This is a genomic window from Streptomyces sp. NPDC048331, from assembly GCF_043201215.1.
In the GTDB taxonomy this organism is placed as follows: Bacteria; Actinomycetota; Actinomycetes; order Streptomycetales; family Streptomycetaceae; genus Streptomyces.
The window spans coordinates 72,801-99,560 of the sequence record NZ_JBICYT010000011.1 but is presented as its reverse complement, the minus strand read 5'-3'; the positions used below and the strand labels follow the sequence as shown (position 1 = coordinate 99,560).

The window sequence follows — 26,760 nt, the reverse complement described above, 5'->3', positions numbered from 1 at the left end:
AAAGCAGAGCATGTGAGCGCGTACGAGCCGTCCCAGCTCCCGGGCCTCGAACTCCCCGGCCCGACCTTCGCCCCACCCGCGCCCGGAAACCTGGACTGGCAGCGGCTGGCCGCGGAACTGAACACCGAGGGGGTGGCGGTGACCCCGCCACTGCTGTCGCCCGAGCAGTGTGCGCAGCTGCGGGACCTCTTCGACCACCCCACGGCCTTCCGCAGCACCGTGACGATGGCGCGGCACCGCTTCGGTGAGGGCCTCTACCGCTACTTCGCCTACCCGTTGCCGGAACTGGTCCAGGACCTGCGGGAGCGGCTGTACCCGCCGCTCGCCCTGATCGCCAACGAATGGGCCCGGCGCCTGGGGCAGCCGGCCTTCCCCTCCGACCACGAGGGACTGCTCGGGGCGTGCGCGGCCGCCGGGCAGCACCGCCCGACCCCCCTCCTGCTCCGGTACGGGCGGGGCGGCTACAACTGCCTGCACCAGGACGTCTACGGCGACCTGACCTTCCCGCTCCAGGTGGCGATCATGCTCGACCGGCCGGACGAGGACTTCACCGGCGGGGAGAGCGTGTTCGTCGAGCAGCGCCCGCGCGCGCAGTCCCGCCCGCTCGTCAGGCGGCCGACCCAGGGCCAGGGCCTGATCTTCACGGTCGACCACCGCCCGGTGCGCTCGGTGCGCGGCTGGAGCCGGGTGACGCTGCGGCACGGGGTGAGCGCCGTCCTCAGCGGGGAGCGCCACGTGCTGGGCGTCATCTTCCACGACGCGCGCTGAGGGCCGTCCCGTAGGCCGTCCCTATACCGGGAGGCGGCGGAATCTACCGGTCCGAGGACCCGGTTTCTGCCGCCCCGTTCCAGCGGACCGGCACGGCGGGCGGGTTCCCGCGGGTCAGCGTCCCGTACGGCGGGCCCGCGCCCGGCAGAACCGCCGCTCGCACTGAAGTTCCGCTGGAGTTCCGCCCCATCACGTTTCCGTACGGTCGCCTTGCGACGGAGCGCCGATCTTGACGAGCCGTCGTGCACCTCGGCTGATCGGGCGGTCCAACGTGAGGAGCGGTGGCGAACATGCAGCACGTCCAGGGCGCACAGGTCGCGACATCAGGGCACGATCCCGGACCCGAAGGTCCGAGCCTGTCGCTCAACAGCTCTCAACACCGGCTCATCACCGCGTCCCTGCAATCGCTGGCGCAGGAGATGAACGACATCGCCGAGCAGGCGTCCGCACTGCTCACGACACCCGCGGGCCGTCCGTCCACCGACTCCGAGGTCTTCACCCGGATCGCCCGCAGAACCGTTCCCCGCTGGCACTTCGCCATGCTGAACGACACCGAGCGCAATGACGCCCTGGCCGGCGCCTTGGCTCGGGGCATCCCGTCCGGAGCGACCGTGCTGGACATCGGGTCGGGGAGCGGACTGCTCGCCATGGCGGCGGCCCGGGCCGGCGCGGCCCGCGTCATCACCTGCGAGATGAATCCGCTGCTCGCGGAGGTGGCCCGGCAGGTGATCGACGCCCACGGCTACGGCGACGTCATCACGGTGATCGGAAAGCCGTCGACCTCGCTGGAGATCGGCCGTGACCTCGACGGCCCGGTGGACGTCCTCGTCTCGGAGATCGTCGACTGCGGACTCATCGGCGAGGGGCTGCTGCCGTCGATCCGGCACGCCCGCCGGCATCTGCTGAAGCCCGGCGGGATCATGTTCCCCTCCGCGGCCCGGATCCTCGGCCGGCTGGTCAGCAGCGAGGACATCCTGCGGCTCAACCAGGTCACGACGGCGAGCGGCTTCGACGTCTCGCTCATGAACACCCTGTCCACCCGCGGCCACCTCCCGGTGCGCCTGGGCACCTGGCCCCACCGGTTCCTGTCCGAGACCGCCACGGTCCTGGACTTCGACCTGGCCGAGGACGCCCTGGAGCCGGGGGAGCGCCAGATCGACCTCACCGCGAGCACCGACGGCGAGGCGCACGCCCTGGTCGTCTGGTTCGAGCTGGACATGGCGGCCGGCACCACACTGACCAACTCCCCCGAGAACACCCGCTCGCACTGGATGCAGGGCTGGGTCCCGCTCGAGAAGTCCGTCCCGGTGAAGGCGGGCGAAAGCGTCCCGCTCCGGCTCCGGTGGAGCGACTTCTCCCTCGGCGTGCACGTCTGACCCACACCACCGGCGGGCCCACCCCGTACCGCCGGTCGTACCTCCTGCGCATCCGGACCAAGGAGAACGCAATGAGTCACGTACCCGAGCACGTCCCGTTCGAGCTCAGCGGCACCGCACTGCGCGACGCGATCGTGCAGTACGCCACGAACCCGATCTTCCTCGACAACCTGGACTGGCAGAACGACGACAACCCCTACCGTCGCCAGCTGCGCCCCCAGGTCCTGCCGCACCTCGACTTCGACAAGGTGCCGGGCCGGGAGAACATCCTCGACTACACGAGCCTGGCCGTGCAGCGCCTGCTCACCTCCGTCTACGAAGCCGACCTGGTGTTCTTCCCCAAGTCCGGCCTGGAGGGCAAGGAGGAGGACTTCCGCGCGTTCTACAGTCCGGCCAACCGGGCGCTCGGGGAGCGAATACGTCCGGCTCTGGAGCGGTACGCCTTCGGTTTCCTCGACGACGAGGTCGAGACGTCCGGGAAGTGGACGAAGGCGAGCCTGGACAGTTACCTCGACTCGCTCGACATGGGCGGCGGCGAGGAGCTGTCACCGATCGAGGCCGCCGTCACCGGCTCCACCGACCCCGAGCGCGCCGCCCGTATGTGGCTGGTGCAGTTCGCCCCGGACTTCCTCTCCGAGGCGTCGCCGATGATGCGCAACGTCCTGGGCTACTACGGGCCGGTCCAGTCCGAATGGTTCAAGGTCGTCATCGACGAGTACGGCTACGGCGTGCACGACACCAAGCACAGCACGCTGTTCGAGCGGACCATGGAGTCGGTCGGCCTGAAGTCCGACCTCCACCGGTACTGGCAGTACTACCTCAACAGCAGCCTGCTGCTGAACAATTACTTCCACTACCTGGGCAAGAACCACGAGCTGTTCTTCCGCTACGTCGGCGCCCTGTTCTACACGGAGAGCTCGCTCGTCGACTTCTGCCGGCGGGCCGATCGCCTGCTGCACGGCGTCTTCGGCGACTCCGTCGACACCACGTACTTCACCGAGCACGTGCACATCGACCAGCACCACGGCCGGATGGCGCGCGAGAAGATCATCGCCCCGCTCATCGAGGCCCACGGCGAGGGGATCATCCCCGAGATCGTGCGCGGGATCGAGGAGTACCGGGTGTTGCTGGAGGTCGCCGACAAGGACTTCGTCGCGCAGATCTCCTGGATGGACGACCAGCCTGAGCTCAAGAAGCTGCACGGTCCCGTCTACGAGGCCATCAAGGAGGGCCGGGTCCAGGCGCCGGTGGCGCACCTGGTCGAGCCGTTCAACGAGCTCTCCAACACGCACTGCCACGAGGGCGACGAGCTCTGCCACATCGTCTCCGGAACCATGCGGTTCGAGAGCGGGCTCGGCTCGTCGCTGACGCTGGAGGCGGGCGAGGGGGTCGTGATCCGGCGCAACCGGCTGCACGGCGCCGACATTCTGTCCGAGGAGTGCGTCTACGAGATCCACTCGGTGGGGGATTACCGCAAATGCCTGTAGTGAGCTTCCCGGTCGCGGGGCGGGAGAACTGCGTGGTCGTCTCCGGGACGGCCTACGTGTACGCCACGGTCGACGGCCGCGGCTTCGTGATGAACGCCCAGTGCCCCCACCGCGGCGGCCCGCTCCACCTGGCCGGTGTGACACCGGACGCCGGCCGGCTGATCTGCCCCTGGCACGACCGCAAAACGTCCGCGGCGCGGCTGCGGGGCGAGATCCCGGCCGTGCGGACCGGGAACCGGGTCACGGCGGTCTTCCCCGACCGTCCCGCCCGCCCCACGGGGGCCCCGGCCGACGTATGCGGCCGCACCAGCCGTGAGTACCGGCCATTGTCGGCCGAACTCGCCCGCCCGGGCGCCGCGGTCTGATCCCATCCCGTTGCACCCGGCGTCGGACATCCGGCGCCGGGTGCAACGGCCTGCACCGACCCGGTGTTCTACAGGTGGCGGCGCACCGGCCGAAGGCATCACGACGAACGAGGAGTGTGGACCATGGCGTGGGACGGCGAGAAGCCGCTTCTGCTGTTGATCGGAAGCAGCGGTCAGCGCAGCAGGGAGTTCATTCTGCGGACGGTGAGCACGCGTTACGCGTTATGGCTGCTCCAGCCGGCACCGGTGAGCTGGGAGGAGCCGTACGTCGTGGGCTCCACGACCGTGGACAACACCGACCCGGACGCGCTGACGGATGCCGCCCGGCAGGTGGCCGCCGCGCACGAGGTGGCCGGTGTGTTCTGCTACGACGAGGGGCTCGTCACTCCCGCCGCGCATGTGTCCCGGGCCCTCGGGCTGCCGGGCAACTCCCCCGAGTCCGTCATCGCCTGCCGGGACAAGGCCGCCACGCGGGCCGCGCTGGAGACGGCCCGCGTGCCCCAGCCGGCCTCGATCGGCGTACGGTCCCTGGCCGAGGCCCGAGCGGCGGCGGAGAAGATCGGCTTCCCCGTCGTGCTGAAGCCGCGCGGGCTGGCCGGCGGAATGGGCGTGCGCAAGGCCGACGGCCCCGAGGACGTGGAGAGCGCCTACCGGGCGGCGTCCGGCGCCTCCTACCCCGGTGTTCCCGTCTTCGACGTGTCGGTGCTCGTCGAGGAGTTCGCCGACGGCCCCGAGATCAGCGTCGACGCGGTCTTCTTCGACGGGGAGTGCGTACCGCTCGTCGTCGCCCGCAAACAGGTCGGCCTGGCGCCCTTCTTCGAGGAGACGGGTCACGAGGTCGACGGCGCCGACCCGCTGCTGACCGATCCCGAGCTGCTGAACGCGCTGCGAGCCGCGCACGCCGCCCTGGACTTCCACACCGGCGTCAGCCACACCGAGTTCCGCATCACCGCCGGCGGACTGCGTCTGATGGAGGTCAACGCCCGCCTCGGCGGCGACATGATCCCCTACCTCGGGGAGCTCGCCACCGGTGTCGACGTCGCGATGGCGGCGGCGGACACCGCCGCAGGGGTCCGCCCGGACACCGAGGTCCGCCACCGCAAGGCCGCGGCCATAGCCTTCCTGTACCCGGAGCAGGACATCGAGATCGACGCCGTGACCGTCCACGAGGACCGCTTCCCGGCCGATGTCCACAGCGCCGACGCGATGGCGGGTCCCGGCGCGGTGCTGCGACTGCCGCCGCGCGGCTACATCTCCCGCTACGCCCGCGTGATCGCCCTCGCCGACTCGGTGGAGCGGGCCCGCGCAGCCCTGCTGACCGCCCCCGAGATCGTGGAGCTCGACGCCCGCCCGGCGGAGGTACCCGCTCCGTGACGAACACCGGACACGACTCCCCGGAGGGCCGCAAGGCCGCCCGGCCGTCCGTCGTACAGACCCTGCGCGGGATCCCGGGACCGATCTGGCTGGTCCTGGTCGGCATGCTGATCAACCGGCTGGGCAACTTCCTCCAGATCTACCTGGTGCTCTACCTCACCGACAAGGGCTTCAGCACCTCCGCGGCCGCCTTCGCCCTCGGCGCGTACGGGGTGGGCTCGGTCGTCGGCGTCCTGGCGGGCGGCTCGATCTCGGACCGGGTCGGCTACGCGTGGACCATCGTCGGCTCCATGGCCCTCGCCGGCCTGCTCACCCTCAGCCTGGTCTTCCTCGACAACCTGCCCGTGGTGATCACGGTGGCCGCGGTGATCGGCATCGCCGCCCAGGCCTACCGGCCCGCCTCCTCGGCGCTGCTGGTGGAGGCCACCCCCGAGGAACACCACGTGATGGTGTTCGCGGTCTACCGCATGGCGTTCAACCTGGGCACCACCGCGGGCCCGCTGCTCGGCGCCCTGCTCATCAGCTACTCGTACGACCTGATGTTCTACATCGACGCGGTGACGTCCGTCGGCTTCGCCCTCTTCGCCCTGGTCCTGGTCCGCACGGGGACGACCGCCGGCTCCGGCACCCGGGATCCGCAGGCCGACGGCGCCTCGTACCTGGCCGTACTCCGCGACCGTCGCTACCTGCTCTTCCTGCTGGCGCTGTTCCTCAACGCCGTCGTCTACATCCAGCACACCTCCGCGCTGCCGCTCCAGCTCAAGGCCGACGGCCACGGGCCGACCTTCTACTCCACCCTCCTCTCCCTGAACGCGGCCATGGTCATCTGCCTGGAGCTGCTGTTCACCAAGTACGTGCAGCACCTGCCCGGACGGTTCGCGGTCGCGCTGGGCGTCGGCCTGGTCGGCGTCGGCATGAACCTCTACGTCGCCGGTCCCGGCATGGCCATGTTCGTGATCGCGACGGTGGTCTGGACGGTCGGCGAGATGATCGGTACCCCGACCGCCTCCGCCTGGCCCGGCAAGGTCGCCCCCGCGCACCTGCGGGGCCGCTACATCGCCGCCTCCGCCTTCCCGATGCAGATCGGCTACGCGGTCGGGCCCGTGATCGGCATCGCGGCCTGGCAGGCCTCGGCCGCCTCCGTGTGGTGGCTGTGCGGGGCGCTGACCGCCGTCGCCGTCGTCGTCACCCTGATCGGCATGGCCGAGCCCCCCGCCGACAAGCGGCGGCCGGCCGCGGACGCCGAACCGTCGGCCACGCCAGCACCCGCCGAAACACCCTGAGCCCCCTCCCCCGTGCCGCGGTTCTCCGGCACGCCGTGATCCGGAAGTGAGCGAAGCTGCCCATGGCCTACGCAGACGGCATCGAGAATTTCGTGAAGACCGTCGACGGCGCCCTGCCGCCGGACTTCTACACCTACCCCGTCGAACGACAGCGCGCCCTGTACGACGGGCTGACCGAGGTCCTCCCGATCCCCGTGCCCGAGGGCGTGACCCACCGGGACGCGAGCGTCACCCACGGCGGACGGACCGCCCGGATCCGCATCTACGAGCCGGCCCGGCGCACGGGCGACGCCGTGCTCTTCTACATACGCGGCGGCGGCTTCGTCATCGGCTCCCTGCACAGCCACCACAGCCTGGTCGCCGAACTCGCCGACCGCACCGGCCTGGTGGCGATCGCCCTCGACTTCGGCATGGCCCCGGAGAACCCGCACCCCGGCCCGCTGGAGGACTGTTACGCCGGACTGTGCGGCACCCTGGCCGACCTGCCCGCCCTCGGCCTCGACTTCATCGACCCCGAGGCCGCGGTGCTCTGCGGGGAGAGCTCCGGCGCCAACATGGCCGTCGTCCTCTCGATGATCGCCCGCGACCGGGGCGGCCCCCGGCTGCGCGGCCAGGCGGTCATCAGCCCGGTGCTCGACTTCACCCGGTGGCGGCACGGCGGCGAGGACGCGCCCCTGCTCTCCGGCGGGGAGATGGAGTTCTACACCGCCTGCTACTGCCCCGAGCCCGGACAGGCGGAACTCCCGTACGTCTCCCCGCTGCTCACCGGCACCTTCCACGACCTGCCGCCCGCGTACGTGGTGGGCTGCGAGATGGACTCGCTGCGCGTGGACGCCGAGAAGTACACGGCCCGACTGCGCCAGAACGGCACGCCGGTGACGTACGTGATGGAGGAGGGGATGGTGCACGCCCCGGTGCGCGCCCGCCGGATCAGCGAGCCGGCCGGCCGGTTCTTCGCGCGCTACTGCGACGCCGTCGCCGCCCTCGCGGCCGGAGAGGCGGTCGACCGTGACGCGCGCTGAGCGGATCCCGGAGGCGCCGCAGGGCCCCTGCGTGATCGTCGACCCGTACTCCTCGGGCGCCCTGTTCGCGCAGACGCTGGCCGACCACGGCGTCCCGGCGGTGGCGGTGGTCACCGGCCCCCGGCCCCCGGAGGCCTACGCCGGCTCCTACCGGCCGCAGGACTTCCCCGAGATCATCGTCCACGAGGGCGACCTGGAGGCCGTCGTGGAGCGGCTGCGGGCGCTGGACCCGCGCTGTGTCGTGGCGGGCTGCGAGTCCGGGGTGGAACTGGCCGAACGGCTCGCCCCGCTCGTGACGCCCGAGCGGTGCAACGTACCCGAACTCGCCGACGCCCGCCGGGACAAGAGCGCCATGGCCGCCGCCGTCGCGGCGGCCGGCCTGCCGGTCATCCCGCAGCTCTGCACCGACGACGCGGACGAGGTGGCGGCCTGGCTGGAGCGCGAGGGCCTGGCCGGGGCGGACCTGGTCGTCAAACCGCCCAAGAGCGCCAGCACCGACGGTGTGATCAAGCTGGTCGGCGGCGAGGACTGGCGGGCGGTGTTCGCGCGCCAGCTCGGCCGGGTCAACCAGTTCGGCGAGGTCGACGACCGGCTCCTGGTCCAGAAGTTCGTCACCGGCACCGAGTACGTGATCGACACCTTCAGCCACGACGGCAAGCACGCCGTGGTCGACGTGTGCGCCTACCGCAAGGTCGACAACGGTCCGCACATGGCCGTCTACGACACCATGCGCTGGCTCCCCCCGGACGATCCGGCCCTGCCCGGCCTCACCGAGTACGTCTTCGGCGTCCTGGACGCGGTGGGTCTGCGCTTCGGCTCCGCCCATGTCGAGGTGATGGGGACGGCGGAGGGACCGCTGCTCATCGAGCTCGGTGCCCGGCCGCACGGCGGCGGCCAGCCGCGCTTCAACCGCAACGCCACCGGCGACAGCCAGATCGACCGGACCGTGCGCTGGCTGACCGGGGGCGAACTCCCGCAGGGGTACGAGCTGCTCGTCCACCAGATGTGCGTCTTCCACATCGCGCCCCGCTCCGGAACGGTCAGCGGCACGGCCGCCCTGGACGGGGTCCGCGACCTCCCCAGCCACCACTTCTCGATCCAGAACCTGAGCGACGGAGACCACGTCCCCGCCACCCGGGACCTGGTCGACAGCCTCAACTTCGGATTCGTGATCCTCGCCCACCCCGACGCCGAACAGATCCAGCGGGACTACGAGGCCGTCCGGGCCGCGGAGCGCCTGCTTTCCATCGAGGAGCAGCGATCAACACCGCCGCTTTCCTGATCAGTTCCCTGGTGGTGATCATGACGCCCGGACCCGACCTCGTCATGATCACCAACCTGGTGCTGAACGGCTCCCTACGGGTGGCCACCGCCGCCGCCCTCGGCATGATCACCGCGGGAGCCGTACAGGCCGGACTCGGCGCGGCCGGGCTGGCCGCCCTCCTCACGGCCAGCCCGGGGCTCTTCGCGGCCTTCCGCTGGGCCGGCGCGGTCGTGCTGCTCGGCTGGGCCGTGCTCGCCGTGCGGCGGGCCACCGCCCGGGTCGGCGCCGGGGCCCCCGCGCCGAGCGCCGAGGTCACGGCCGTCCCCGCACCCGCGGCGGGTGAACCCTCGGTGCGCCAGGCCTTCGGGCAGGGCCTGCTGTGCACCGGGTCCAACCCCAAAGTGGGCATCTTCCTGATGGCCTTCCTGCCCCAGTTCGTGCCCGTGGGCATGGCTCCCGAGATCGGTGTCCCGCTGCTGGCCGCCTGCTATCTGGCCCTGGGCCTGCTCTGGCTCCTCACCTGGATGCGGCTGGTCCACCGGCTCGCCCCGCACCTGAGGTCCCCGCGGGTGCTGCGGATCACCGACGGCCTCACCGCCGTCGTGTTCGGGCTGTTCGCGGTCCGGCTGGCACTGGGCGGGTGACCCGGCCTCCCGCCCCCTGCGGTCACACCGACCGCAGCGGGCACTGCGCGTCCTCCCGCAGCGCCAGTCTGCGCGCATAGCGCAGCAGCGGTGCGGGGAGGGAGAAGCGGTTGGGCGCGCACTCGCGCAGCAGGCTCACCCCGACCAGGCGGCGCAGGGCGCGGGTCGCCTCCAGCGGGGTGGTGCCCGCCAGGTCCGCCATGGCGTAGCCGCTGACGAGCCGTCCCTCGGTCCGGGCGAACAGCCGGAACCAGCGGCGCAGGGGCTCGGGCATGGACACGTAGGAGAGTTCGAACGCCGCGTGGACCGCGGTGAACAGGTCGTCGCTGTCGACCGGCAGTTCCCGGAACGCCCCGGCTTCCTGCAACTCCACGCAGAGCTGGGCGATTCCGACCCGGGGGTGCTCCTCCAGCCGTGCCGCGAGCAGCCGGATCGCCAGCGGCAGACCTCCGCACCGCCGGTTCAGCGCCCGTGCGGCCAGCGGCTCGGCGTCCACCCGCCCGCTGCGCAGCAGCCGGGCCAGCAGGGTGAACGCCTCGTCCTCACCGAGCACGTCGAGGTCGAGCCGCGGCACCCCGTCCCGGGCCACCAGTCCGGGCAGGGTGTCACGGCTGGTGACGAGGACCGCGCAGCCTGCCGCGCCCGGGACGAGCGGACGGATCTGGCTCTCCTGACGCGCGTTGTCCAGCACGATCAGCATCCGCCGGTCCGACAGCAGGGTGCGGTACAGGTTCGCGGCCTCGTCGAGGGACCGGGGGAGCTCCCCGTCGGGGACGCCCAGGGCGCGCAGGAAGGAGGCGAGCACCTCCTGCGGGTGCAGCGGCCGCCGTTCGGCGTACCCGTGCAGGTCGACGTACAGCTGGCCGTCGGGGAACCGGTCGCGCACCCGGTGCGCCCAGCGCACGGCCAGCGCCGTCTTGCCCACGCCGGGAAACCCCGTGACCAGCACGGCCGGGACCTGCCCGACCTGCTCACCGGTGGGCAGGAGCAGCCGGTCCAGCCGTTTCAGTTCGGCGGCGCGGCCGACGAAGCCCGTGCTCACCGCCGGTGTCTGGGAGGGCCGGGGTCTCGGCGGGGGCGCGGCCGGTCGGGGCGGGGGCGCGGGCGCCGCGTCGAACGCGGCCCACGCGGCGGCCGGACCCGTCCGCGGCCAGGGCAGCTCCTGGTGCAGGATCCGCAGGTGGGCGCGGCGCAGTTCGTCACCCGGCTGGACACCCAGCTCCCGGTCGAGCCGGCGGGCCACCTCGGAGTAGATCCGCAGGGCCTCCCGCTGCTCCCCGCAGCTCGCCAGCACCAGCATCAGCCGTGCCTGGAGGCCCTCGTGCAGCGGTTCCTCCTCGGTGGCGGCGCGCAGGGCTCCCAGTACCCGCTCGGGGCGGCGCACCTGCAGCGAGAGGTCGGTGTACAGCAGCAGGCTCTCCACCCGCTGCCGGGCGGCCGCCATGGCGGCGGGGTGGTGCGGCAGCAGCGGTTCGCCGGCCAGCAGCGGGCCGCGCCAGCAGCCGTAGGCGCGTTCGGCCAGCTCGTGGGCCGCCTCCGCGTCCCCGGCCCCGTGCGCCTGCCGCGCCCGTTCCCACAGGTCCTGGAACTGCGTCAGGTCGACCTGGTCGCGCTCCAGTTCCAGCACGTAGCCCGTGTGGGTGCGTGCCAGGAACGAGGGGGCCGGTGCCCCCGCTTCGCCGCCGGGGAGCAGCAGCACCCGGCGTGCCTGGCTGACGTAGGTGTGCACCAGGTTCTGGTACGACCGCGGCGGGTCCTTCGGCCACAGCGCGTGCGTGATCTCCCCCAGGCCGGCCGCCTCCGGGTAGCGCACGGCGAGCAGGGCCAGCAGGCGCCGCACCTTGGCGGCATGGACATGGGTCTCGACACCGCGGTACCGGACGGACAGCGGGCCGAGGATGCCGATGTGGAGTCGCTCGCTCCCGGGGCGTACGGCCTCCCGCGCGGGAGGCGCCAGCTGTCGCGCGGTGTCCGCGTCCAGGCCCAGGACCCGGGCCAGGAGCCGTACGGTCCGCGTCTGGGGCCGGTGCACCCGGCCGTGCTCGATGTCGCGCAGGACCCGCACGCTCACCCCGGCGCGTTCCGCCAGTTCGCGCTGCGTCAGTCCCTCGCGTCCCCGGAACGAGAGAAGCCGTTCACCGAAGGACCAACTGCCGCCGCGTAAGTCTTCGTCCGCGGGCGCCGTGCCGCGGACGCGGTTCCCCATCATGCCGGGAATGCGGGTACGGACGAAAGGAGGACCTGAAGGCGAGGTCTTGTGAATCGTTTTTCCATTGCTGTGAGCAGAACGGTCGCCACCACGCCTCCCCCGAGACCTCACCGGATCTTGAGCGACCCGGACCGTGAGCGACCCGGCTGTGCGCCCACAACTCGTTCGCAACTCTAGCTTCGCGGTGCGACCACTGGTCAAGGGGCTCGCCCCCTTTTGTTCCGAACCGGTCACATCGCACCCCTTGCACCTCCGACTTCGGCAATCCTGCGAATATCGGCCAAGTGGCGAAAAATGTTCAGCAGTTCATGATCCTGTTCGCCCACGATCTCCACCCCGCCCGGGAAGATCGCATCAGCCCGCCCGATATCCGGCCGACATAAAGGGAACGGATATCACACCGAAAGCGAATGGCAGGCAAAGGAAAAGAATTTTCGCGACAGCTGCAACGTTCTCGCGCGACCCGGTGTTCACAAGGAGGATGGACGAGACGACTCCCCAGCTGACGGAACTACTGGCGACCGACCTGGACGACGGGTTCACCGAACTCGTACGCACCCAGGCCGGCACCGTGCGCGCCGTCCTGCTGCGTCTCTCCGGCTCCGCGCGGGACGCCGACGACCTGGGTCAGGAAACGTTCCTGCGCGCCTACTCCGCCCTGCGCGGGTACTCGTCCGAGCGCCGCGGGCAGCTCCAGCCGCGCGCCTGGCTGCTCACCATCGCGGCGAACGTATGGCGCAACCACCTCCGCACCCTGAGCCGGCGGCCCGGCGTCGCCGACGGTGTCGAGGTGACGGCCATCGAGATCCCGGACGGCTCGCCCGGGCCGGAGCAGCTCGCGCTCGACGGCGCGCGCCGGGCCCGGCTGGTGGCCGCGCTGTCCGGGCTGCCGGACCACCACCGGCTGCCCGTGGTCCTGCGGCACATCGGAGAGCTGAGCTACCAGGAGGTGGCCGGGATCCTGGACTGCCCGGTCGGCACGGTGAAGGCCCAGGTGTCGCGGGGGCTCGCCGCCCTGCGTGCGGAGCCCGGCCTGGCCCCCGACCGTACGGCGGCCGGAGCGGCGGGAGCGGCCGGAGCGGCACCCGGGGGAACGACGGCGAGGACGGCACACGACCCGGCCAGGACGGAAAGGAAGGAGGCGACGGGATGAGACTGCCCGACGAGTTGGACACGTTGCGCGAGGCGGCACCCGCGGGGTTCGCGGCGCGCGTGCTGGAGCACGTCGGCGTTCCGGCACATCGCTACGACTGCTACGTGCGGGCCGATTCCCCGGTCGGCCCCCTCTACGTCGCCCACGGTCGGGGCGCGGTGACCGGCGCCGCCGCCACGGACTGGTACGCCGACGACCGGGCGTTCGAGGACGCCTACCGGGCCCGGACCCGCCGGTCGGCGGTTTCCGGGATCAAGCCCCCGCCGGGTCTGGCACGGGCCCTGCGCGGCCGGGACCGGACCCTGCGTTACGACTTCGGGCCGCTCCCCGACGAACAGCGGGCCGTCCTGCGGGCCACCCGGGCCGTCCCGTTCGGGCAGCTCCGTCCGGCGGCCTGGCTGGCCCGCGAGGCCGGACTGCCGGACCTCGCGCCCGAGGCGGTCCTGGCGGCGGTCCGGGCCAACCCCGTCCCCGTGCTCGTCCCGGCGCACCGGCTGTGCACGGACGACGGGCTCCCGGCGGACTGCGGACTGCCGGCCGGGTTCGAGGAGCGGCTGCGGGAGTGGGAGGGCGTGGACGCCGAGCGGGTGGAGCGGTTCGTGCGGGCGGGCGCCCGGTTCCTGGGCAGCGGCACCACCCGGATCTTCTGCTATCCGACCTGCGCGCACGCGCGCCGCATCACCGCCCGCCACGAGGTGCCCTTCACCTCGGCGGACGAGGCGTGTGCCGCCGGATTCCGGGGCTGCCTCAGCTGCCGACCGGCCGTGGTCTGACCTCCTTCGTCGCCGAACGGCCGGCCGTCACTCGCTCAGCGCTCGGCGGTGATCAGGTCGAGCAGGCCGGGGAAACGCCGGTCCAGGTCCGCGCGCCGCAGCGTGGCCGCCCGGCTGTTGCCCCGGTCCACCTGCCGCACCAGGCCCGCCTCGCGCAGGACCCGGAAGTGGTGGGTGGTCGTCGACTTGGAGACCGGGAGTGCGAAGGAGGCGCAGGTGCGCTCCGCCCCCACCGGTTCCCTCAGCAGCTCGCTCACGACGGCGTAGCGCAGCGGATCGGCGAGCGCGGTCAGCACGGCCTGCAGGCTCATCTCCTCCGGCGAGGGGTGGCCGTCCTCGTCGGGCATCGCACCCTCCTCCCTTAGGTACGTCTTGCATCATACCTCTCTCCTGTGCCAGCTTAAGGTTCGATCAAAACCGAACCTGGCTGTCAATGAGCCGGGCCGAACCTGGAGTTGTGCCCCCATGAGTACGCAGACCACGTCGCCGCCCACGCCGCCGGCACGGGAGCAACGGCGGCCGGGCAGCACCGTCACGCTGGCCGCGGTACTCCTCGCGGTGTTCGTCGTCCCGATGTCGATCTCCGGCACGGCCGTCGCGCTCCCCGAGATCGGCGCCGACACCCACGCCGGCCTCGCCCCTCTGCAGTGGGTGGTGAACGCCTTCAACGTCGCCTTCGCCTGCTTCACCCTCGTCTGGGGTTCCGTCGCCGACATCGTCGGCCGGGTCAAGGCCTTCGCCGCCGGCGCCGCCGTGTACGCCGTGGCCTCGCTGGGCGGCGCGCTCGCCACCGACGTGCTGTGGCTGGACGCCACCCGCGCACTCGCCGGGATCGGCGGCGCGGCGATCTTCTCCTGCGGCGCCGCGATCATCGCGACCGTGTTCGACGGACCGGCGCGCGCCCGGGCCTTCGCCCTGTTCGGCACCGTCGCGGGCGCCGGGGTGGCGATCGGTCCCTCGCTGGCCGGGGCGCTCGTCCAAGCCCTCGGCTGGCGCTGGGTGTTCGCGGTGCACGCGCTCGCCCTGCTGCTGGTGCTGCTCGCGGTACCCGCCATCGCCGGGGCCGTACCCTCCGACGGCGGCAGCGGGGCCCGCGTCGACGTGCCGGGCAGCGCGCTGTTCGTCGTCGCCATGGTGCTCATGACCACGGCCGTCGTGCAGGGCTCGCAGTGGGGCTGGGGCAGCCCCGGCGTCCTCGGGCTGTTCGCGGGCGCGGCCCTGGTCCTCGCGGTCTTCGCCGCCGTCGAGAACCGCCGCGAGCACCCCGTGCTGGACCTGGGCCTGCTGCGGAACCGGCGCTTCGTCGGCCTGTGCCTGGTACCGGTCGCCGCGTCCTTCGGGTTCGTCACCATGCTCACGTACCTGCCGAGCTACCTGAGCGCGGCCACCGGCCGCGACAGCGGCGCGGCCGGGCTGACCATGCTGTTGCTCACCGCGCCCGTGCTGGTCTGCCCGATGGTCGCCGCGAAGCTGGTCACCCGCGGGGTCCCCGCGCTCACCCTCGTCCTCGTCAGCCTCGCCTGCCTGGTCGTCGGAGATCTGGCGCTCACCCTGTTCTCGCCCGACGTGACGACCCTCGTCGTCGCCCTGCCGATGCTCGTCACCGGCGCCGGCATGGGCCTGTCGGCGGGGCTCGTGGACGGCCGGGCGCTCGAACTGGTCGACCCGGCCAAGGCGGGCATGGCGGCCGGCTTCCTCAACACCCTGCGGCTCGGCAGCGAGGCCATCGCCGTGGCGGTGTACGGATCGGTCCTCGCGACCGTGCTCCGCGGCCGCGTCGAGGACGGCATCGGCGGCCACCACGGCGCCGCGCAGGCGGACCGGGTCGCCGACCGGGCAGCGGGCGGCGACCTCGCCCGGGCCACCGAACTGTCCGGCGCGGTGGACACCGAGGGCTTCACCCGCTTCCTCGCCCGGTCCTACGACTCCGCCTTCCACACCGTCCTGTGGGGACTCACCGCGGTCTGCGCCGTCCTGTGCGCCGTGATCGCCACCCTGCTGCGCGGCGGCTCCCCCAGGAGGACCGCATGACACACACCCAGGTACTGGTCGTCGGCGGCGGGCCCGTCGGGATGCTCGTCGCCGCCGAACTCGGGCACCACGGCGTCGCCACCGTCGTCCTCGAGGCCGAGCCGCGGACCGTCGTCCGACCCAAGGCCGGCACCCTGCACGCCCGCACCGTGCAGGGCCTGGCCCGGCGCGGCCATCTGCCCGCGCCCGTCGCGACCGAGGACCTGCTGCGTCGGGGCTCGGCCGACACGTTCCACTTCGCGGGGGCGCCGGGCCTGGTCATCACCGCCCCGGGCACCGAGCCCGGACCCCTGGTCGGCCGCTCCCAGGCCGACCTGGAACGGGACTTCGAGCGGCGGGCCCGCGAACGGGGCGTCACGGTGTTGCGCGAGCACCGCGTGACCGACGTCGTCCAGGACCCCGACGTCGTCCGGGTCACCGCGCGGGGACCGGACGGCTTACGGGAGTTCACCGCCGAGTACGTGGTCGGCGCGGACGGCGCCCGCAGCACCGTGCGCGAGCGGCTCGGCTTCACCGCGGACACCCATCCGGCCACCGTCGCCGCCCTGCTCGGCCTGGTACGGCTGACCGACCCCGACACCGTGCCGTACGGCTGGCACCGCACCCCGCGCGGCTGGACGGTCGCGGGCGTCTCCCCGTACGGGCACAGCCGGTTGATCACGATGGACTTCCGCGGCCCGCACCCCGACCGGCACGCCCCGCTCACCCTCGACGAGCTGCGCCGGGAGGGCGAGCGCATCGTCGGCCACCACCTGCCGATGACCGACGCGCGACACCTCTCCCGCTTCAGCGACTTCGCCCGGCTGGTGCGCACCTTCCGCCAGGGCCGCGTGTTCCTCGCCGGCGACGCCGCCCACATCCACTTCCCGGTGGGCGGGCAGGGTCTCAATCTGGGTCTGCAGGACGCTCTCAACCTGTCCTGGAAGCTCGCGCACACCCTCGCGGGCGCCGCCGGCAAGGACCTGCTCGACACCTACGACACCGAACGCCGGCCCGCCGCGCGGCGCGTCATCGACAACACCCGGGCCCAGGTCGCCCTGATGCGGCCGGACCCCGGGCTCGATCCCCTGCGCGACCTCTTCGCCGAACTCCTCGAACTCGACGCGGTGAACACCCACATCGGCGGGATGATCAGCGCCCAGGAGACGGTGTACCCCGGCCGCACCGGGCGCGGCTCGCACTGGGAGGGCCGGTTCCTGCCGAACCTGCCGCTCACCACCGCCGACGGCCCCACCGACCTGACCCGGCTGCTGCTGCCCGGCCGTCCCGTCCTGCTCCTGCTCGGGGAGGCGGGCCGGGCCCGCCTCGGGCAGGGCGCGGGCTGGGCCCACGCGGTGCGCACGGTGTCCGCGACCAGCGCGCGGCCGCTGCCCTGGGACGCCGTCCTCGTCCGGCCCGACGGGTACGTCGCCTGGACCCCGGCCGGCGACTCCCTGGGCGGCGCCCTGCGCGACTGGTTCGGCGAGCCCCGCCGACAGGCATGAAAAAATGCCCTCCGACCTGCGTTTCCGCAGGTCGGAGGGCATTTGACTGTGGAGCCTAGGAGATTCGAACTCCTGACATCTGCCTTGCAAAGGCAGCGCTCTACCAACTGAGCTAAGGCCCCTCGGAAGTGGACGCACCCCTCCCGTGCGGGCGGTGTGGTCGTTCCGCAGAACAGAGTACCGGGTGTACCCCCTCATCTCGCAAAATGATAGGGACTCCCGCCGTGCGACCACTCTCCGTAAGATGCTCGCGAGGTTCGCACCAGCGAAGGGGAGTAGTAAGAGTGGACGCGGTACAACAAGAGGCCACGGCCAGAGCCAGAGAGCTTCAGCGCAGTTGGTACGGGGAGCCGCTGGGAGCGCTCTTCCGCCGGCTCATAGATGACCTCGGCTTGAACCAGGCCCGCCTCGCTGCCGTCCTCGGACTGTCGGCGCCCATGCTGTCCCAGCTGATGAGCGGCCAGCGAGCCAAGATCGGGAACCCGGCCGTGGTCCAGCGCGTCCAGGCCCTCCAGGATCTCGCCGGCCAGGTCGCCGACGGAAGCGTCAGCGCGGGGGAGGCCACCGACCGGATGGACGAGATCAAGAAGACCCAGGGGGGTTCCGTCCTCAGCAACAGCGGCCAGACCACCACCGGCTCCGGCGCACCCACGGTCAAGCGGGTCGTCCGCGAGATCCAGTCGCTGCTGCGCTCGGTCTCCGCGGCCGGCGACATCATCGACGCGGCGAACACCCTCGCCCCCAGCCATCCGGAACTGGCAGAGTTCCTCCGGGTGTACGGCGCGGGCCGCACCGCCGACGCGGTCGCGCACTACGAGGCCCACCAGAACTGACACGCACGAAGGCGGACGACGGGTGACGGGGGACGGGCGCAGCGATGGGTGAGGTGTTCGCCGGTCGGTACGAGCTGATCGATCCGATCGGACGCGGTGGCGCGGGTGCCGTATGGCGGGCCTGGGACCACCGCCGTCGCCGCTATGTCGCCGCGAAGGTCCTCCTGCAGAGCGACGCCCACACGCTCCTGCGGTTCGTACGGGAGCAGGCACTGCGGATCGACCATCCGCACGTACTGGCTCCGGCCAGCTGGGCGGCCGACGACGACAAGGTCCTCTTCACCATGGACCTGATCGGCGGCGGCTCGCTCGGCCATGTGATCGGGGACTACGGTCCCCTGCCGCCCCGTTTCGTGTGCGCCCTGCTCGACCAGCTCCTGTCGGGGCTCGCGGCGGTGCACGCGGAGGGCGTGGTGCACCGCGACATCAAACCGGCCAACATCCTGATGGAGGCCACCGGAACCGGGCGGCCGCACCTGCGGCTGTCCGACTTCGGCATCTCCATGCGCAAGGGCGAGCCGCGGCTGACCGAGACCGATTACGTGGTCGGCACGCCGGGCTACTTCGCCCCCGAACAACTCCTGGGCGCCGAGCCCGACTTCCCCGCCGACCTCTTCGCCGTGGGGCTGGTCGCCCTGTACCTCCTCCAGGGCCGCAAGCCCGATTCCCAGGCGCTGGTGGAGCACTTCTTCGCGCAGGGCACCCCGGGCGCCCCCGAAGGCGTTCCCGCACCGCTCTGGGACGTGATCGCCGGCCTCCTGCAGCCGGACCCCCAGAGCCGCTTCCGGACGGCCACGGGGGCGCGCAAGGCCCTTGCCGAGGCCGTGGAGCTGCTGCCGCCGCCCGCCCCGGACGAGGAACCGCTGGAGGTGTTCGACCAACTCGGCCCGCTGCCGCCCGGATTCGGCCCCCAGGGCCCGCTGAGCACGGCGGCCGCGCCCCCGCGGGCGCCCGCCGCCGAGGGGGCGACGCCGGGGGCCTCCGCCTCCGTGACGGTGCCTGCGGAGCCCGCCCGGCCCGACCCGCGCGGTACGGCGCGCACCGCTCCGGCGGCCCTGCCCACGCCGACGACCCCGTACCCGGCCGCCCCGGTCCCCGCCGTGCCGGCCGTCCCGGCCCAGGCGCCCGGGTACGGGCCCTCGGAGACGGGCAGTTTCCACCTCCCGCCGCCGACGACACCGGCCGCGCCGGTCCCCTCGGCGCCGGCCACCGCGCCGGTGCGGCCCGGCCGCGGGATCGCCCCGCCCCCGGCGAAGGCGGTGGCGGGGCTGCTCGCCGCGGCGCTGCTCTGCTTCGCGGTGGGCGTCTGGGCCCTCACGCAGCTGTAGGGCCGCGCCCCCGACGCCGCCCGAGCAGCGTCCAGCCGCCCAGCACCAGCAGCAGGACCGTCCCGGTGCCGAAGCCGGCGCCCGCCACGATCCGCATCGTGGAGTGCCGCTCGGCGGCCTCGGCCGCCTCCGGGGCGGTGAGCCCCTCCTCGGCCGCGACCCGGTCCGCGTCGCCCACCCCGAAGCCGCCCGCGGCCGGACTGCCCTGGTACGCGGGCCCCTTGGCCGGCGTACCCGCGACGTCCAGGCGCAGGGTCAGCGGCACGGGCACCGCGTCCTCGGTGAAGTCGGCGACCTTCGCGCCCATGGTCACGGCGACGTAGTACCAGCCCGCGACGGAGACGGGTTGCACGGTCCCGGCGCTCGCGAAGCGGTTCTCGTAGGTGACGGGCGGGGTCTTCTCCAGGGTGATCCCGGCCTGCTTGCCGTCGTACGAGACGTCCTTGTCGGAGATCAGGCCCCGGTACGGGCTGTAGAGGGAGACGGTGAGCCCGCCCGAGGCCGAGCCGTAGGTCTTGGTCATCTTCGCGGCGGCCAGTTCGGCGCCGAGGCCCAGTTGCTGTCCCCAGTCCAGCGGGACCCGGTAGAAGCGGGTCTGCCCGGGGCGCATCTCGTCGCGCCACACGCCGGCGTCCAGGGCGCGGGCGTCGTTGAATCCGGTGCCGCCGCTGCGGGGCACCGCCTGGGTGCCGGGCAGCACGGGGGCCCCCGAGGGCCAGGCGTCGGGCGCGGCGGTGGGGGCGCCCGGGCCGCGGCCGGGCTCCCGCTGGACCTTGATCTCCAGTGGCCAGGGGCTCTGGTCGTAGCCCTTGGCCGAGGTCCGCGTGACCTTGGCGTAGTACACGCCCGCGGGCGCGCAGTCCTCGTCCTCGGAACCCCTGCGGACACCGGCGGCGGCGATCGGGTAGGCGTCGTAGCCGAAGTTCGCCCGGCCGCCGCCGCGCGGGCAGGAGCGCCCGGCGGTGGTCATGATCTCCACGTCGATGCCGTCGCCGCCGGAGACCTTGGCGCCCGTGGCGGGGCGGACCACGGCGGATACGTAGACGTCGGACCCGTCCTTGTCGAGGACCAGCCGGTACAGGCGTTCGCCCGGCCCGAGCGTGTCCTCGTAGACGTTCCCGGCCTCGATCAGCGGGGCGTCCGCCGTGGAGGGCTTGCCCTCGACGGCCTTGGCCCCGTCGGCGGCCCGATAGGGCGGCAGGGGTCCGGGCGCGGCCCCGTCGGCGTAGGCGACCCCCGGCAGCCCCGCCACCAGGCCCAGGGCCGCCGCCCACACTGCCGTCCGTCCCCGAACCATCACGCCCACCCCGGATTTGCTCACGCAAGCCAAATATTTACATAACGGAAGTTTTCGTCACAGAGCAGCACAAAGCCCCGGCGGCAGCGGCAGCCGGGGCTTCATGGGATCAGCCTTGGGTCTCACACACCGGAACCAGAGGGCACGGAGTCAGTCGCCTCCGTCCACAGGTCCTGCTCGGCGCGGTCCGCCTGGATCTGGCGGTACACGAGGAGCCCGCCGATGGCGGCCAGTGCGACCAGGAGCAGCTTCTTCACCGCGCGACCTCGTCTTTCGTTGACGTAGGGGACTTCTGGCGCCCAACAATACACACCGACCGATATCCGATCGCCGGCCTTCCGAGCAGCACGGCCCACCAACTGGCCCAACGACAAAGACCCCCAGGCCTTGGCCTGGGGGTCTTCGACACTGTGGGGCTAACAGGATTTGAACCTGTGGCCTCATCCTTATCAGGGATGCGCTCTAACCAACTGAGCTATAGCCCCATCCGCGCTGCGCGCTGACTCCTGAAGATTAGCGCACAGACCCGGTCAGGCCAAAATCCGTTGCCCGGGGGCGTCTGCGCAGGTCATCCGACCCGTCGCGGGCGCCCGGACGGAGGGCCTACTCGTCCTCGGCGAGGGTGAGCTCCACACCGCCGACGAAGCCCGCCGACAGGTTGTAGATGAACGCGCCCAGCGTCGCCAGTGCCGTCGCCAGCACCACGTCGATCACCGCGATGACCGACGTGAAGATCAGAACGCGCGGCAGCGACAGGAACGACTGGAGGTCGAAGCCGTTGCCCTCGTTCGAACCGGTCGCCTCGCTGATCGTGCCGCCGACGGTCGAGAAGACGCCCATCGCGTCCATGACCATCCACAGCACGGCCGCCGCCACGATCGTGCAGATGCCGAGCGCGATCGACAGCAGGAAGCTGACCTTCATGACCGACCACGGGTCGGCCTTGGCCACCCGCAGTCGCGCCTTGCGCGTGCGGGGGGCCGTACGGACCCCCGTGCGCGGCTTGCGCTGCGCGCCCGCTCCCTTGCCGCCGCCCGTCCCCGGGCCCGAGGGCGCCGGGTAGGCCTGCGGCGGGTGGTACGGCTGTGCGGGCTTGTCCTGGCCGGCGTCCGCGCCGACCGAAGGCTTCGGTCCTCGGGTGTCCGTCACGGTTCCCCCCTGGGAGTCCGCGGCAGGGCCACGGGCACCGTTCGCTCCAGTCTTGGCCGGTCCGGCGCCCGTGGCTCCACTCACGACTTACTCCTCGTGCTCCCCGGCCGAGGGCTGCGTGCCCTCGGCGGCCTCGGCGACCTGTCCGTCGGCCACCTCGGTGTCGTTCTCGTCGGCCTCGACCTCGTCAGCTTCCTGACCGGCCTCGGCGTTCCGGGCGATGCCGACCACGGCATCGCGCTTACCCAGGTTGATCAGCTGGACGCCCATGGTGTCACGGCCGGTCTCCCTGACTTCGTTGACGCGCGTACGAATCACACCACCGCCGAGCGTGATGGCGAGAATCTCGTCCGTTTCGTCGACCACGAGTGCCCCGACGAGCGAACCGCGGTCCTCCACGATCTTGGCGGCCTTGATACCCAGACCGCCACGGCCCTGGACGCGGTACTCGTCGACCGGCGTCCGCTTGGCGTAGCCGCCGTCGGTCGCGGTGAAGACGAACGTACCCGGCCTCACAACGCTCATGGACAGCAGTTCGTCACCTTCGCGGAAACTCATGCCCTTCACGCCCGAGGTGGCGCGGCCCATCGGGCGCAGCGCCTCGTCGGTCGCCGTGAAGCGGATCGACTGCGCCTTCTTGCTGATCAGCAGCAGGTCGTCCTCGGCGGACACCAGCTCCGCGCCGATCAGCTCGTCATCGCTACCGTCCTCCGTCTCCCGGAGGTTGATCGCGATGACGCCGCCCGAGCGGGGCGAGTCGTAGTCCTTGAGCGCCGTCTTCTTCACCAGGCCGCCCTTGGTGGCCAGGATCAGGTACGGCGCCGCCTCGTAGTCACGGATCGCGAGGATCTGGGCGATCTTCTCGTCCGGCTGGAAGGCCAGCAGGTTCGCCACGTGCTGCCCGCGGGCGTCACGGCCGGCGTCCGGCAGCTCGTACGCCTTGGAGCGGTAGACCCGGCCCTTGTTCGTGAAGAACAGCAGCCAGTGGTGCGTGGTGGAGACGAAGAAGTGGTCGACCAGGTCGTCCTGCTTCAGCTTGGTGCCGCGCACGCCCTTGCCGCCGCGCTTCTGCGAGCGGTAGTCCTCGGTCTTGGTGCGCTTGACGTAGCCGCCGTGCGTGATCGTGACGACGATGTCCTCTTCGGCGATGAGGTCCTCGATGGACATGTCACCGTCGAAGGGCACCAGCTTGGAACGCCGGTCGTCGCCGAACTTCTCGACGATCGCCGCCAGTTCCTCGCTGACGATGGAGCGCTGACGCTCCTCCGAGGCCAGGATGGCGTTGTACTCGTTGATCTTGGCCTGGAGCTCGTCGTGCTCGGCGACGATCTTCTGGCGCTCCAGGGCCGCGAGGCGGCGGAGCTGCATCTCCAGGATCGCGTTCGCCTGGATCTCGTCGATCTCCAAGAGGCCCATCAGGCCCTCGCGCGCGATCTCGACCGTGTTGCTGCGTCGGATCAGCGCGATGACCTCGTCGATCGCGTCCAGCGCCTTGAGCAGGCCGCGCAGGATGTGGGCGCGCTCCTCCGCCTTGCGCAGGCGGAACTTCGTACGCCGGACGATGACCTCGATCTGGTGCGTCACCCAGTGGCGGATGAAGGCGTCGATCGACAGCGTGCGGGGCACGCCGTCCACCAGCGCCAGCATGTTCGCGCCGAAGTTCGTCTGCAGCTCGGTGTGCTTGTAGAGGTTGTTCAGCACGACCTTGGCGACGGCGTCGCGCTTGAGCACGATCACCAGGCGCTGGCCGGTCCGCGACGAGGTCTCGTCACGGACGTCGGCGATACCGCCGACCTTGCCGTCCTTGACCAGGTCCGCGATCTTCTGCGCGAGGTTGTCGGGGTTGGTCTGGTACGGGAGCTCCGTGACCACCAGGCACTGGCGGTTCTGGATCTCCTCGACCTCCACCACCGCGCGCATCGTGATGGAGCCGCGACCGGTCCGGTAGGCCTCCTCGATGCCCTTGCGGCCCACGACCAGGGCGCCCGACGGGAAGTCCGGGCCCTTGATCCGCTCGATCAGCGCGTCCTGGAGCTCCTCGTGCGAGGCCTCCGGGTGCTCCAGCGCCCACTGCGCACCGGCCGCGACCTCGCGGAGGTTGTGCGGCGGGATGTTGGTCGCCATGCCGACGGCGATGCCGGCGCTGCCGTTGACCAGCAGGTTCGGGAAGCGCGCCGGGAGCACGGTGGGCTCCTGGTTGCGACCGTCGTAGTTGTCCTGGAAGTCGACGGTCTCCTCGTCGATGTCCCGGAGCATCTCCATGGCCTGCGGCATGAGCTTGCACTCGGTGTAGCGCATCGCGGCCGCCGGGTCGTTGCCCGGGGAGCCGAAGTTGCCGTTGGAGTCCACCAGCGGCATGCGCATCGACCACGGCTGGGCCAGGCGGACCAGGGCGTCGTAGATCGAGCTGTCACCGTGCGGGTGGTAGGTACCCATGACGTCGCCCACGACGCGGGCACACTTGTAGAAGCCCTTCTCGGGCCGGTAGCCGCCGTCGTACATCGCGTACAGCACGCGGCGGTGCACCGGCTTGAGGCCGTCGCGCACGTCCGGCAGGGCGCGCGAGACGATGACGGACATCGCGTAGTCGAGGTAGGAGCGCTGCATCTCCGTCTCGAGCCCGACGGGCTCGATGCGCAGCATGGGCTGCTCCTCCGCGGGATTCTCTGCGGTGGGGGTGGTTTCGTCGGCCATTGCTGGTCAGAAGTCCTTTCAGGCGGCGGTCAGCGGAGCCGACTCAGATGTCGAGGAAGCGGACGTCCTTGGCGTTGCGCTGGATGAAGGAGCGCCGCGCCTCGACGTCCTCACCCATCAGCACCGAGAACAGGTCGTCGGCCTGCGCGGCGTCGTCCAGGGTGACCTGGCCGAGCACGCGGTGGTCGACGTCCATGGTGGTGACGCGCAGTTCCTCGGCGTTCATCTCGCCCAGACCCTTGAAGCGCTGGATCGAGTCTTCCTTGATCCGCTTGCCGTTCTGCTTGCCGAGCTCCACCAGCGCGTCGCGCTCGCGGTCCGAGTACGCGTACTCGAAGTCGTCCCGACCCCACTTGATCTTGTAGAGCGGCGGGCGCGACAGGTACACGTGCCCGGCCTCGACCAGCGGCCGCATGAAGCGGAAGAGGAAGGTCAGCAGCAGGGTGTTGATGTGCTGGCCGTCGACGTCGGCGTCCGCCATCAGGATGATCTTGTGATAGCGGAGCTTCTCGATGTCGAAGTCCTCGTGCACACCGGTACCGAAGGCACTGATCAGCGCCTGGACCTCGGTGTTCTGGAGGATCTTGTCGATCCGCGCCTTCTCGACGTTCAGGATCTTGCCTCGGATCGGCAGGATGGCCTGGTACATCGGGTTGCGGCCGGACTTCGCGGAGCCACCGGCCGAGTCACCCTCGACGATGAAGATCTCACACTTGGTCGGATCGTTCGACTGGCAGTCGGACAGCTTGCCCGGCAGCGAGGCGCTCTCCAGCAGACCCTTGCGACGGGTGAGGTCACGGGCCTTACGGGCCGCGACGCGCGCCGTGGCCGCCTGGATCGACTTGCGGATGATGTCCGCGGCCTCGACCGGGTTGCGGTCGAACCAGTCGTTCAGGTGCTCGTGGACGACCTTCTGCACGAAGGTCTTGGCCTCCGTGTTGCCCAGCTTGGTCTTCGTCTGACCCTCGAACTGGGGCTCGCCCAGCTTGACCGAGATGATCGCCGTCAGACCCTCGCGGATGTCCTCGCCGGCGAGGTTGTCGTCCTTCTCGCGCAGCAGCTTCTTGTCGCGCGCGTAACGGTTCACCAGACCCGTCAGGGCCGCACGGAAGCCTTCCTCGTGCGTACCGCCCTCGTGCGTGTGGATCGTGTTCGCGAAGGAGTAGACACCCTCGGTGTACTGCGAGTTCCACTGCATCGCGATCTCGACCGAGAGCATGCGCTCCTTGTCCTCGGCCTCGACGTCGATGACGGTCGGGTGGATCAGCTCGCCCTTGCGCGAGTTGAGGTACTTCACGAAGTCGACGATGCCGCCCTCGTAGTAGTACTTCACCGTGCGCGCGGTGGGCTCCGCCGCGTCCGCGTCGGGGTCGTCCGCACCGACGGTCGCCTTGGCCGAGTCGCGCTCGTCGGTCAGCGACAGGGTGAGGCCCTTGTTGAGGAAGGCCATCTCCTGGAAGCGCCGCGACAGCGTCTCGAAGGAGTACTCGGTCGTCTCGAAGATGTCGCCGTCGGCCCAGAAGGTGACCGTGGTGCCGGTCTCGGCGGTCTCCTCGTTCTTGGCCAGCGGGGCCGTCGGCACGCCCAGCTTGTAGTCCTGGGTCCAGCGGTGGCCGTCCGTCTTGACCTCGACCGCGACCTTCGTCGACAGGGCGTTCACGACGGACACACCGACACCGTGCAGACCACCGGAGACGGCGTAACCGCCGCCGCCGAACTTGCCGCCCGCGTGCAGGACCGTCAGGACGACCTCGACGGCCGGCTTGCCCTCGGACGGCACGATGCCGACCGGGATGCCGCGGCCGTTGTCGACCACGCGCACCCCGCCGTCGGCGAGGATCGTCACGTCGATGGTGTCCGCGTGCCCGGCCAACGCCTCGTCGACCGAGTTGTCGACGACCTCGTAGACGAGGTGGTGCAGACCACGCTCGCCCGTCGAGCCGATGTACATACCCGGCCGCTTGCGGACGGCGTCCAGGCCCTCGAGGACCTGGATCGCACTGGCGTCGTAATTCTTCTCGTTGGAGTCGCCGGAATCGGCCACGAAGCGCCCTTTCTGGCACAGCGCAGCCCGTACTCCGGACCAGCCAAATGCGCCGGCGGAGCGGCCGCGTCGATCTGCGTTGTCTGCGTGATCCCGCGAACGGGCGGGATTCGCTCCAGTCTACCGGTACCACGGACATGAATGGGGGTTTGCCGGTACCTGAGTCCGCATGTGCCGCCCTG

The 26,760-nt window shown here is 71.4% G+C and carries 22 protein-coding genes and 2 tRNA genes; 15 read left to right on the top strand and 9 right to left on the bottom strand.

Annotated elements, in window-relative coordinates; translation table 11 throughout:
* Nucleotides 1-12 precede the first annotated feature (12 nt).
* From ACGFYY_RS18065 to ACGFYY_RS18025, 9 genes are all read left to right on the top strand, one after another.
* Nucleotides 13-768, top strand: a complete 756-nt coding sequence (locus ACGFYY_RS18065) for a 2OG-Fe(II) oxygenase (protein ID WP_393710440.1) — start codon at nucleotides 13-15, stop codon at nucleotides 766-768.
* Nucleotides 769-1,058: 290 nt separating this feature from the next.
* Nucleotides 1,059-2,144: a 50S ribosomal protein L11 methyltransferase gene (locus ACGFYY_RS18060; RefSeq protein WP_393710438.1), complete on the top strand. Its 1,086-nt coding sequence runs from the start codon at nucleotides 1,059-1,061 to the stop codon at nucleotides 2,142-2,144.
* A 71-nt stretch (nucleotides 2,145-2,215) separates the two neighbouring features.
* Entirely contained in the window at nucleotides 2,216-3,631 is a 1,416-nt protein-coding gene (locus ACGFYY_RS18055) for an iron-containing redox enzyme family protein (RefSeq protein ID WP_393710436.1), read from the top strand.
* The gene (locus ACGFYY_RS18050) at nucleotides 3,622-3,996 is read left to right on the top strand and encodes a Rieske 2Fe-2S domain-containing protein (RefSeq protein WP_393710434.1); all 375 of its coding nucleotides are present in this window, start codon (nucleotides 3,622-3,624) and stop codon (nucleotides 3,994-3,996) included. Before ACGFYY_RS18055 ends, ACGFYY_RS18050 begins: the two co-directional genes overlap by 10 nt.
* A 123-nt stretch (nucleotides 3,997-4,119) precedes the next feature.
* A complete protein-coding gene (locus ACGFYY_RS18045) occupies nucleotides 4,120-5,370 on the top strand; it encodes an acetyl-CoA carboxylase biotin carboxylase subunit family protein (RefSeq protein ID WP_393710432.1) in 1,251 nt (416 codons plus the stop codon).
* The gene (locus ACGFYY_RS18040; RefSeq protein WP_393710430.1) at nucleotides 5,367-6,653 is read left to right on the top strand and encodes an MDR family MFS transporter; all 1,287 of its coding nucleotides are present in this window, start codon (nucleotides 5,367-5,369) and stop codon (nucleotides 6,651-6,653) included. Before ACGFYY_RS18045 ends, ACGFYY_RS18040 begins: the two co-directional genes overlap by 4 nt.
* Nucleotides 6,654-6,715: 62 nt before the next feature.
* The gene (locus ACGFYY_RS18035) at nucleotides 6,716-7,675 is read left to right on the top strand and encodes an alpha/beta hydrolase (RefSeq protein WP_365269047.1); all 960 of its coding nucleotides are present in this window, start codon (nucleotides 6,716-6,718) and stop codon (nucleotides 7,673-7,675) included.
* Nucleotides 7,662-8,957 carry an ATP-grasp domain-containing protein gene (locus tag ACGFYY_RS18030; RefSeq protein WP_365269044.1) on the top strand — a complete coding sequence of 432 codons (1,296 nt, stop codon included), beginning with the start codon at nucleotides 7,662-7,664 and terminating at the stop codon, nucleotides 8,955-8,957. Before ACGFYY_RS18035 ends, ACGFYY_RS18030 begins: the two co-directional genes overlap by 14 nt.
* Nucleotides 8,958-8,977: 20 nt before the next feature.
* Entirely contained in the window at nucleotides 8,978-9,583 is a 606-nt protein-coding gene (locus ACGFYY_RS18025) for a LysE family translocator (protein WP_393710427.1), read from the top strand.
* Between the two features lie 22 nt (nucleotides 9,584-9,605).
* Here ACGFYY_RS18025 and ACGFYY_RS18020 read toward each other — a convergent pair whose 3' ends face one another.
* Nucleotides 9,606-11,792, bottom strand: a complete 2,187-nt coding sequence (locus ACGFYY_RS18020) for a BTAD domain-containing putative transcriptional regulator (RefSeq protein WP_393710425.1) — start codon at nucleotides 11,790-11,792, stop codon at nucleotides 9,606-9,608.
* 481 nt (nucleotides 11,793-12,273) lie between these two features.
* Between ACGFYY_RS18020 and ACGFYY_RS18015 the strand changes: the two genes are divergently transcribed.
* Complete coding sequence (locus ACGFYY_RS18015; protein ID WP_393710423.1) at nucleotides 12,274-12,945, top strand: RNA polymerase sigma factor; 672 nt, start codon at nucleotides 12,274-12,276, stop codon at nucleotides 12,943-12,945.
* Nucleotides 12,942-13,718, top strand: coding sequence for an MGMT family protein (locus ACGFYY_RS18010; RefSeq protein ID WP_393710421.1), 777 nt, complete (start codon nucleotides 12,942-12,944; stop codon nucleotides 13,716-13,718). The genes ACGFYY_RS18015 and ACGFYY_RS18010 overlap by 4 nt, the downstream gene beginning before the upstream one ends.
* Nucleotides 13,719-13,753: 35 nt before the next feature.
* Here the strand turns inward: ACGFYY_RS18010 and ACGFYY_RS18005 are convergent, their stop codons facing one another.
* Nucleotides 13,754-14,065 carry an ArsR/SmtB family transcription factor gene (locus ACGFYY_RS18005; protein ID WP_393710419.1) on the bottom strand — a complete coding sequence of 104 codons (312 nt, stop codon included), beginning with the start codon at nucleotides 14,063-14,065 and terminating at the stop codon, nucleotides 13,754-13,756.
* A 118-nt stretch (nucleotides 14,066-14,183) separates the two neighbouring features.
* Between ACGFYY_RS18005 and ACGFYY_RS18000 the strand changes: the two genes are divergently transcribed.
* Together ACGFYY_RS18000 and ACGFYY_RS17995 are read left to right on the top strand one after the other, a co-directional pair.
* On the top strand, nucleotides 14,184-15,749 hold the full coding sequence (locus ACGFYY_RS18000) for an MFS transporter (RefSeq protein ID WP_393710417.1): 1,566 nt from the start codon (nucleotides 14,184-14,186) through the stop codon (nucleotides 15,747-15,749).
* A complete protein-coding gene (locus tag ACGFYY_RS17995; protein ID WP_393710415.1) occupies nucleotides 15,746-17,233 on the top strand; it encodes an FAD-dependent monooxygenase in 1,488 nt (495 codons plus the stop codon). The genes ACGFYY_RS18000 and ACGFYY_RS17995 overlap by 4 nt, the downstream gene beginning before the upstream one ends.
* A 49-nt stretch (nucleotides 17,234-17,282) precedes the next feature.
* Here the strand turns inward: ACGFYY_RS17995 and ACGFYY_RS17990 are convergent.
* Nucleotides 17,283-17,355, bottom strand: a tRNA-Ala gene (locus ACGFYY_RS17990).
* Nucleotides 17,356-17,517: 162 nt separating this feature from the next.
* Between ACGFYY_RS17990 and ACGFYY_RS17985 the strand changes: the two genes are divergently transcribed.
* Nucleotides 17,518-18,066, top strand: coding sequence for a transcriptional regulator (locus ACGFYY_RS17985; protein ID WP_030383913.1), 549 nt, complete (start codon nucleotides 17,518-17,520; stop codon nucleotides 18,064-18,066).
* 44 nt (nucleotides 18,067-18,110) lie between these two features.
* Nucleotides 18,111-19,394, top strand: a complete 1,284-nt coding sequence (locus tag ACGFYY_RS17980) for a protein kinase (RefSeq protein WP_393710412.1) — start codon at nucleotides 18,111-18,113, stop codon at nucleotides 19,392-19,394.
* On the opposite strand, the gene ACGFYY_RS17975 is transcribed toward ACGFYY_RS17980, so the two are convergent.
* The 6 genes from ACGFYY_RS17975 to gyrB all read right to left on the bottom strand — a co-directional run bounded on the left by ACGFYY_RS17975 (nucleotide 19,381) and on the right by gyrB (nucleotide 26,599).
* Nucleotides 19,381-20,715, bottom strand: coding sequence for a hypothetical protein (locus tag ACGFYY_RS17975; RefSeq protein WP_393710410.1), 1,335 nt, complete (start codon nucleotides 20,713-20,715; stop codon nucleotides 19,381-19,383). The two genes, ACGFYY_RS17980 and ACGFYY_RS17975, sit on opposite strands and share 14 nt — an antisense overlap.
* Before the next feature lie 98 nt (nucleotides 20,716-20,813).
* Nucleotides 20,814-20,948 carry a DLW-39 family protein gene (locus ACGFYY_RS17970; RefSeq protein WP_208809277.1) on the bottom strand — a complete coding sequence of 45 codons (135 nt, stop codon included), beginning with the start codon at nucleotides 20,946-20,948 and terminating at the stop codon, nucleotides 20,814-20,816.
* Between the two features lie 154 nt (nucleotides 20,949-21,102).
* A tRNA-Ile gene (locus ACGFYY_RS17965) sits at nucleotides 21,103-21,176 on the bottom strand.
* A 118-nt stretch (nucleotides 21,177-21,294) separates the two neighbouring features.
* On the bottom strand, nucleotides 21,295-21,924 hold the full coding sequence (locus ACGFYY_RS17960; protein ID WP_393710408.1) for a DUF3566 domain-containing protein: 630 nt from the start codon (nucleotides 21,922-21,924) through the stop codon (nucleotides 21,295-21,297).
* A 3-nt stretch (nucleotides 21,925-21,927) separates the two neighbouring features.
* The gene (gene gyrA / locus ACGFYY_RS17955; protein ID WP_393710406.1) at nucleotides 21,928-24,534 is read right to left on the bottom strand and encodes a DNA gyrase subunit A; all 2,607 of its coding nucleotides are present in this window, start codon (nucleotides 24,532-24,534) and stop codon (nucleotides 21,928-21,930) included.
* A 43-nt stretch (nucleotides 24,535-24,577) separates the two neighbouring features.
* Nucleotides 24,578-26,599 carry a DNA topoisomerase (ATP-hydrolyzing) subunit B gene (gene gyrB / locus ACGFYY_RS17950; RefSeq protein ID WP_030755343.1) on the bottom strand — a complete coding sequence of 674 codons (2,022 nt, stop codon included), beginning with the start codon at nucleotides 26,597-26,599 and terminating at the stop codon, nucleotides 24,578-24,580.
* Between the last annotated feature and the right edge of the window lie 161 nt (nucleotides 26,600-26,760).